At 64.6% G+C, this 243-nt stretch carries 1 pseudogene; it reads left to right on the top strand.

Annotated elements, in window-relative coordinates:
• Positions 1 to 243: pseudogene (locus QZL71_RS07650) on the top strand (primosomal protein N'); the annotation flags it as partial.

The raw sequence follows: 243 nt of genomic DNA, 5'->3' as shown, positions 1-243 counted from the left end.
CGACGTGGCCCCGGCATCCGCCTGCCTGACCCCGGAGCTGCTGCGGCTGGTGCACTTTTTGAAGGAGCGCACCTTCTGCACCTATTATGAAGCGGTCAAGGCGGTCATTCCCTATGGTGCACAGTACAAGCCTGCCGTGGCGGCGGACGGTGTAACGCCGGTGCTGCAAAAGCAGCTCACCCGCCACACCGAGAACTCCTACCGCCTTGTGGGCGAGCTGCCGCCAAAGCCGAAGCCGACGGC

The organism is uncultured Faecalibacterium sp. (assembly GCF_900066275.1).
GTDB classification, from domain to species: Bacteria; Bacillota; Clostridia; order Oscillospirales; family Ruminococcaceae; genus Faecalibacterium; species Faecalibacterium taiwanense.
The sequence above is the reverse complement of the archived record's forward strand: the minus strand, read 5'-3'. Positions and strand labels throughout refer to the sequence as shown.